Origin of the sequence: Microvirga makkahensis, assembly GCF_009830105.1 — a bacterium.
Classification (GTDB): domain Bacteria; phylum Pseudomonadota; class Alphaproteobacteria; order Rhizobiales; family Beijerinckiaceae; genus Microvirga; species Microvirga makkahensis.
Map to the genome: position 1 here is coordinate 251063 of NZ_WURB01000008.1, position 6000 is coordinate 257062.

The 6000-nt window shown below is 60.4% G+C and carries 5 protein-coding genes and 2 tRNA genes; 4 read left to right on the forward strand and 3 right to left on the reverse strand.

The genetic code is table 11. From position 1 onward, the window contains the following. Positions 1–420: 420 nt before the first annotated feature. Positions 421–633 (reverse strand): tyrosine-type recombinase/integrase, encoded by a 213-nt coding sequence (locus GR328_RS28580; RefSeq protein WP_160885106.1) that lies wholly within the window; start codon positions 631–633, stop codon positions 421–423. A 438-nt stretch (positions 634–1071) separates the two neighbouring features. Here GR328_RS28580 and GR328_RS13890 point away from each other — a divergent pair, with 438 nt between their 5' ends. From GR328_RS13890 to GR328_RS13905, 4 genes are all read left to right on the forward strand, one after another. Beyond that, positions 1072–2769 carry a methyl-accepting chemotaxis protein gene (locus GR328_RS13890; RefSeq protein ID WP_160885107.1) on the forward strand — a complete coding sequence of 566 codons (1698 nt, stop codon included), beginning with the start codon at positions 1072–1074 and terminating at the stop codon, positions 2767–2769. A gap of 866 nt (positions 2770–3635) precedes the next feature. Further along, positions 3636–3712, forward strand: a tRNA-Pro gene (locus GR328_RS13895). Between the two features lie 39 nt (positions 3713–3751). Next, positions 3752–4057, forward strand: a complete 306-nt coding sequence (locus GR328_RS13900; RefSeq protein ID WP_160885108.1) for an ETC complex I subunit — start codon at positions 3752–3754, stop codon at positions 4055–4057. A gap of 216 nt (positions 4058–4273) precedes the next feature. Beyond that, positions 4274–4350: transfer RNA gene (locus GR328_RS13905), tRNA-Arg, on the forward strand. Positions 4351–4573: 223 nt separating this feature from the next. Here the strand turns inward: GR328_RS13905 and GR328_RS13910 are convergent. Both GR328_RS13910 and GR328_RS13915 read right to left on the reverse strand, forming a co-directional pair. Beyond that, positions 4574–4801 carry a hypothetical protein gene (locus tag GR328_RS13910; RefSeq protein ID WP_160885109.1) on the reverse strand — a complete coding sequence of 76 codons (228 nt, stop codon included), beginning with the start codon at positions 4799–4801 and terminating at the stop codon, positions 4574–4576. A 21-nt stretch (positions 4802–4822) separates the two neighbouring features. Next, a partial coding sequence (locus GR328_RS13915; RefSeq protein ID WP_205789982.1) for a calcium-binding protein occupies positions 4823–6000 on the reverse strand: 1178 nt, incomplete at its 5' end.

A 6000-nucleotide genomic window follows, 5' to 3' on the forward strand; every position in this document is an offset into this window, starting at 1 on the left:
TCTCCATTCTGGGATCCCAGACGAATTCCGCTGCTCCTCGAATTTCAATACGACGAGCGGCTTGGGTCTGTTGAAACCCCTTCAACATTCGACGCAGGGCTCGGAAGCCCCCTTAGCGCAGGGCGGACGTTTTGTTGCATTTCGTTTTCGGGTGTTCGAAGGGAAGTCTTCAGCCTTTCGTCTCCCGGGGGCCTTCAATCCTTCGACCTTCTCCCTGAACCCTTGGGCTTACATAGGAGGTCGAAACGAGAGAAACCAAGTCGTTGAGAGACTCGGCTGTAGCGCAATCTGGTAGCGCATCTGCTTTGGAAAGATTCGGCCTCAAAGCCGTTCTCTTCGTGGATTCAACATTTTAGGCTAATTTAGTCTTGGTGTCCTGCGAGTTCGGGTGGGACTTCACAGCATTCTCCATCGTAAGTCTCAGATGCTCGTCCGTGACGTGCGCGTATCGGGTCGTCGTGGCGATATCTCGTGCCGAAGAAGCCGCTGGACGAGCCTCAGGTGGCCGCTTGAGCGGAGCAGGCGGGTGGCAGCCGTGTGCCGGCTGTCGTGAAACCGAAAGGCGGTCACGCCCGTCTCCTCCTTGGCCAAGGTTCGTCGCCAAGCGGTCTTCTGCCCTCGCAGGTCATGCACTGGTAATCTCCTCTGAGGCGAAAGCCCGTCCGGGTCTCTCGGACCCTGTAGGTAAAGACGGCTTCAGGGCGGCGTCCCTGGAGGGGGAAGAGCAGCTCCCGAAGATCCTTGGTCAGAGAGGCTTCGCTGGCTTTTCCGCCTGAACCCTTGCAGAGATTGAGCCCCATGCCAGTCGATGTCAGACCGCTTCAGGTTCATGCATTCTGAAAGCCGGAAACCTGACGGCAGAGCCAAGTGAAATATCGTACGGTCGTCCTCAGGAAGGACATCAAAGATCCGCCGCTTCTCTTCACGGTAAGCGAGGGGTTATGCGGGCAGGCGCGGACTTTGATCGAAAGCTCTGCGCAAGCGTCAGACGTTATGTCATGCAAGCCTGAAAACTGTGCGCCATAGGGGTGCGCGCCTCCCGCGGTCATGTGGGCAGGTCAATGATTGCCAATGCGTTTTCTTAACGATCGCAAGCTCCTCACGAAGATTGCGCTGCCAGTTGCGGTTTTTATCGCAATCACGATCAGCCTGATCGCGATGGCTACCTCCAGCCTCGACCACATCAACGAAGACATTCACACGATCGTTGATGCCGATGCGAAGCGGCTGAGCTTGGTGCTGGGCATCAATGCTCAGATCAACGAGGCATCAATCCAGGAAAAGGGCATGATCCTGACGCCGAAGAGCATGTCGGAGCGGGTCAGGAGTGTTGAGAACGCCTACAAGAACGCAGTCAAAAAGGCATCCGATGACCTGAACCAGCTCGTGGAGCTGTCGAGCTCCCCGGAGTTCAGGAAACTCAACGAAGAGCTCAGAGACGCTACGCTCAACTATTTCGAGATGCTGAATCGGAGCCTTGCCTTCTCCATGGCCGGTAACGACGACAAGGCCACGGAAATCACTAATGGCGGTGCTCGCGATATGCGCCGTGCCCTGCGGGATCAGATTAGCAAGAGCATCGCAGGCATTGCAGTGGAGATGAACGAGGCCAAGGAGGATGCCGCTTCTGATGCCTTCTTTACGAAGTGGGCATTGATTGGCTCAGCAGGCGCTGGTCTGATGCTTGCAATCGGTCTGACCTGCGTCATCATCATCCTCGGTGTGACACGACCGCTGGGGGCAATGACCGGTGCTATGGAGCGGCTGGCCGCAGGCGATCTCGCGATCCCGGTGACTGGCACGGAGCGCCAGGACGAGGTCGGTGCGCTCGCCCGCTCGCTCCAGGTGTTCAAGAATAATGCCATCGAGGCCCGCCGCCTCGCCGCCGAGCAGGAGGCCGAGAGCCAGGCGAAGATGCGCCGTGCGCAAGCTCTGGACGAGCTCACGCAGCGGTTCGAGGCCCAGGTGTCGGCTCTCACGCAGGGCCTGGCCTCGGCCGCCACCGAGATGGAGGCGACCGCCCAAAGCATGACAGCGGTTGCCAACCAGACGACCCAGCAATCCGTGACGGTCTCCTCCGCGGCGCAGCAGACCTCGGCCAACGTGCAGACGGTGGCCGCCGCCACGGAAGAGCTCTCCATCTCGATCCGCGAGATCGCCTCGCAGGTGGGCCAGTCCTCGCAGGTGGCCGAGAAGGCGGTGCAGGGCGCCCGGCGCACGGATGCGGCGGTGCAGGGACTGGCCTCCACCGCCAGCAGGATCGGCGACGTGGTCCAGCTGATCAACACCATCGCGGGCCAGACCAACCTGCTCGCGCTCAACGCCACCATCGAGGCGGCGCGCGCGGGCGAGGCCGGCAAGGGCTTTGCCGTGGTGGCCACTGAGGTCAAGGAGCTGGCCAGCCAGACGGCCAAGGCGACCGAGGAGATCTCGGCCCAGATCGCCTCGGTGCAGCAGGCCACGCAGGAGACGGTGCACGCCATCCAGGAGATCGCGCGCACGATCACCGAGATGAGCCAGATCTCCACCTCGATCGCCGCCGCCATGGAGGAGCAGGGCGCGGCCACCGCCGAGATCGCCCGCAACGTCCAGGAAGCCGCCCGCGGCACCGAGCAGGTCACGGGCAGGATTGTGGACGTGCAGCATGGGGCCGGCGAGACGGGAGCTGCGGCCAGCCAGGTGCTGGGAGCCGCCCAGGAACTCGCCCGCCACTCCAACGATCTCAGCCACGAGGTCGCCACCTTCCTCCAGGGTGTGAAAGCCGCTTAAGAATTGAAAAGCTGGAACAGGATGGCTCAGTGAGCTCGACGCATGTCCATCTCCTGATGGGCAATCTCAAGAGAGGGGGGCCGGAAGCGGCGCCCCTTTTACCGTTAGGGATGTTCGGCCCCGAACGACTTCAGCCGGATCCGGCCCACTATCAGTTCCCATTCCTCGGACCAGGTGTTGACGGTGGGGCCGGTGAGTTCGGAGAGGGCGGCGTCGATTATGGCCTCACAGACTGGCGCGACTACCCGAGGTGCGACGCATGATCACCGACTGCCTGTTCCCGGCAGACCACGTTTTGAGCGTCAATCCCGCATGGCCTGAAGGGCGGCTCGGGCGTCTCTCCGGAAGCCTTCTAGGACAGTCGGGTCGCTGCCGAGGCTGACTGCCAGGATAACTTCGGCGTAGGTCAGGGCGCATCCGGATGCCGGGCCCTCTGATGGCTTCGGCCACCTTCTCGATCGTCTCACTCATCGTTCGCCCCTCACGGCGCGAGGCAGGACAGATGGAGCCATAGGTCGAGTGCTCGTAAAGGGACATGGTCCGAGGATCGATGAACCCGTCTGAGCACGACTATTGTCCATCATTCCAAATCGCAGCGACGTCGTTCTGTTCGCTGTAGGAGGCAAGCTCGTGCACGACCTGGGCGCGAGCTCCATCCTTGGATGCGGATGTTGTCGTTTGCCGCTCGCTCATGCCGCCCCCAAGGCGTGAGAGGGGCGAGAACGATTTGAGAGCATCCATGGGATCCCCCATGAAACTTCCTATTCCAGCCCAATCCCATGGGCTCCTTTATGTTCTGATGATGCAACCTTGGGGCTTGCATAGGGGTTCTCAAATCGCTAGAGAAACCAAACCGTTGGAACACTCGGGGTGTAGCGCAGTCTGGTAGCGCATCTGCTTTGGGAGCAGAGGGTCGCGGGTTCAAATCCTGCCGCCCCGACCATTCTCACCGGCTGAACTCTTGGAGAGAGTGCAAGGACCAATGCCTGCCCGGATTTACAAGCCGTCCAAATCCGCAACGCAGTCCGGCCTGGCCCGGACCAAGCAATGGTTGCTCGTCTTCGAGCAGGACAAGCCTCGTGAGATCGAGCCCCTCATGGGCTGGACCAGTTCGGGGGATACCCGCCAGCAGCTTCGCCTGTGGTTCGATTCGAAGGAGGAGGCGATCGCCTATGCCGAGCGCGAGGGCATTGCCTACCGGGTCGAGGAGCCTCACGAAGTCAAACGGCGCACGATCTCCTATTCCGACAATTTCAAGTTTAATCGCGTCGGTCCCTGGACCCACTGAGATCCAGGCCCCTGGCTTGAGGGCTCCTTAGCTCAGCTGAATAGAGCAACAGCCTTCTGATCAGGAGCCATGAGCTAAAATGATCCAGGAAGATGAAAGACTTACTGGTTAAGGTAACGGAATTCGGCTGTGCTAACAGCTGCACTATTGCGTTTGCATCGTAAAATCAATAACTTAGATATCCAGTGACCAGCCGATATCCAAAGTTGGTCAAACGGCCACGTAGCTCAGCTGGATAGAGCACTCGCCTTCTAAGCGAGATGTCGCAGGTTCGAGCCCTGCCGTGGTCGCCATTCATTCTCCATAGAGGAGACCCCACTAAAGCGGGGCCGATGGCCAGAACCTGCGTTGCAGCATTTCTTATTTCGCGAATGCAGCAGGCGCGCATTGATATTTTCTGACGACATTCCCCTGGTTGAGCGGTGCGCGCACATGATCTGTTGATGCGCCTGGGCCGCCCACCTTCGAGCAACGCACTATCTCGGAATGAGGCCAGTAGATCCGTATCTCGTTTGCCTAGGGCTTCTGCAAGGGCGCCGGGATCGGTGTGGAATGGCGCGGCTTCGGCTCCTCGATCAGCCGGAACACCATCGGAGGCGACTTCCAGTCGGCAGGCAACCGGAGAGGGACGGTGCAGCCTGTGAACAGAGACTGCCCCTCCTCATTCTTGACCTCGAAGACATAGCCGGGCCGCTCCATCCGGGCGCACTCGTTCCAAAGGTCGAAGGCGATCCAGTCACTCATCTCAAGATCCTCAGCGAGCTGTCAGAGATAGAAGTCCGTTTTGGCAAGCGCCGACAAGCCCGATACCTTGAGCTGGAATTCGGCCACTTTGTCGCCGTTCACGTCCGCAGACAGGATCCCGGCGCTGAATTTCAGCTGTCCTGCGCCGCCGGTGAACTCCTTGTTGCCGATGAACGAGAAGGCTTGATTGCCCGCTAGCTTGGTGTTGGCGTCAATGATCCGCAGATCGATATGGTCGCTGCCGCGCAGGAAGTCCGCGATCGTGTCCCGTGCTCCGGGCAGGGAGTCCTTGACCGAGGTGAACACGAACGTATCTGCTCCGGCATTGCCATACAGCGCATCCGATCCGGCACTTCCATAGATCAGGTCGTTGCCGGCGCCGCCGTAGAGCTTGTCGTTCCCTCCGCGGCCGTAGAGTTTGTCGTTTCCACCACCGCCCTTGATCGTGTTTGCGGCATTGTTGCCGCGGAGATTGTCGGCATATTTGCTGCCGATGAGCCCCTCGACGCTGGAGTACCTGTCGCCATACGCATCCCGGCTGTTCGAGGACGCGTACATCAGATCTGCCAATGAGCCAGCGGTGACGTAGGCATAGCTGGCGTAGTCCAAACCGGCTCCGCCGCTGAGGTAATCCGCCCCAGTTCCTCCATCGAGAATGTCGCTGCCGTCATACCCGTAAAGCTTGTCGTTGCCGCCCTTGCCGTAGAGCCTGTCGTGACCGGCACCGCCGGACAGCGAATTGTTGCTGCTCGTCCCTTGCACGGTCAGGTTGGAGGTCGTCACCTTGCTCAGGCTCACCGTATCCCCGTTGAGCTCGGCGGCGGAATAGAGCTTGTCCGAGAACTGGAACCACTCAGTGCCGCGGACGCTGTCCTTGCCGTCCGGCGTGCCCGAGCGCAGATCCGTGACCTGGAACGATCCGTCCGAGAGCTTCGAGATGTTGTAGCTCGAGCGTGCGCCGCTGAACACGACAGTGTCAGTTCCCGTGCCACCATCGAGAATGTCGTTGCCCCGGCCGCCGGCCAGGCGGTCAGTGCCGACCCCGCCCTTGAGCGTGTTGGCGGCATTGTTGCCGGTGAGGGTGTCGTTGCCCGAGCCGCCGACGGCGTTCTCGATGAGCGAACGCGAATCGCCTTTGTAGAGCAACGCGTTTGCGATGTTGCCAACCGCGACCTTCGAGCCGTCGTAATGCAGTTTTG

Excerpts from the sequence above, each read along its gene's own strand:
- GR328_RS13910 (WP_160885109.1), bottom strand. The coding sequence starts at position 4,801 with ATGAGTGACTGGATCGCCTTCGACCTTTGGAACGAGTGCGCCCGGATG.
- GR328_RS13890 (WP_160885107.1), top strand. The coding sequence starts at position 1,072 with ATGCGTTTTCTTAACGATCGCAAGCTCCTCACGAAGATTGCGCTGCCA.
- GR328_RS13900 (WP_160885108.1), top strand. The coding sequence starts at position 3,752 with ATGCCTGCCCGGATTTACAAGCCGTCCAAATCCGCAACGCAGTCCGGC.